Consider the following 1,181-nt stretch of genomic DNA (forward strand, 5'->3'; position numbering starts at 1 on the left):
ACTTACGCCAGGATCTTCGAGACCACGCCGGCACCGACGGTGCGGCCGCCTTCGCGGATGGCGAAGCGCAGGCCGTCTTCCATCGCGATGGGCGCGATCAGCTCGACTTCGAACTTCAGGTTGTCACCCGGCATCACCATTTCCGTGCCCTCGGGCAGGATCACGGTGCCGGTCACGTCCGTCGTGCGGAAGTAGAACTGCGGGCGGTAGTTCGCGAAGAACGGCGTGTGACGGCCGCCCTCTTCCTTGTTCAGGATGTAGGCCTCGGCCTCGAACTTCGTGTGCGGCGACACGGACTTCGGCTTGCACAGCACCTGTCCACGCTCCACGCCGTCACGGTCGATGCCGCGCAGCAGGACGCCGACGTTGTCGCCCGCCTGGCCGGAGTCCAGCAGCTTGCGGAACATCTCGACACCGGTGCAGGTCGTCGTCTTGGTGTCCTTCAGACCCACGATCTCGATGCTGTCGCCGACGTTGATCACGCCACGCTCGATGCGGCCGGTCACGACCGTGCCACGGCCAGAGATCGAGAACACGTCCTCGATCGGCATCAGGAACGGCAGGTCCACGGCGCGTGCGGGCGTCGGGATGTACTCGTCGACGGCGGCGATCAGCGCCTTGATCGACTCTTCGCCGATGTCCGGACGGGTGCCGTTCATCGCGTGCAGGGCCGAGCCGCGGATGATCGGAATGTCGTCGCCGGGATAATCGTACTTCGACAGAAGCTCGCGGATCTCCATCTCGACGAGCTCCAGCAGCTCTTCGTCGTCGACCTGATCGACCTTGTTCATGTAGACGACCATGTAGGGGATGCCCACCTGGCGGCCCAGCAGAATGTGCTCGCGCGTTTGCGGCATCGGGCCGTCGGCAGCGTTCACGACCAGGATCGCGCCGTCCATCTGGGCGGCACCGGTGATCATGTTCTTGACGTAGTCGGCGTGGCCGGGGCAGTCGACGTGGGCGTAGTGACGGTTCTCGGACTCATACTCGACGTGCGCGGTCGAGATGGTGATGCCGCGGGCCTTCTCTTCGGGGGCGCCGTCGATCTGGTCGTAGGCGCGGAATTCACCGAAGTACTTCGTGATCGCCGCCGTCAGCGTCGTCTTGCCGTGGTCGACGTGACCGATCGTCCCGATGTTCACGTGCGGTTTGTTGCGTTCGAACTTTGCCTTAGCCATGAT

1 protein-coding gene is annotated in these 1,181 nt (G+C 64.1%); it reads right to left on the reverse strand.

Features of this window, described 5'->3' with window-relative positions; all coding sequences use genetic code 11:
• Positions 1-2: 2 nt before the first annotated feature.
• A complete protein-coding gene (gene tuf, locus ACOI1H_RS25695; protein WP_422441165.1) occupies positions 3-1,178 on the reverse strand; it encodes an elongation factor Tu in 1,176 nt (391 codons plus the stop codon).
• Positions 1,179-1,181: the final 3 nt, after the last annotated feature.

Source organism: Loktanella sp. DJP18 (assembly GCF_049310965.1).
Taxonomy (GTDB): domain Bacteria; phylum Pseudomonadota; class Alphaproteobacteria; order Rhodobacterales; family Rhodobacteraceae; genus Loktanella.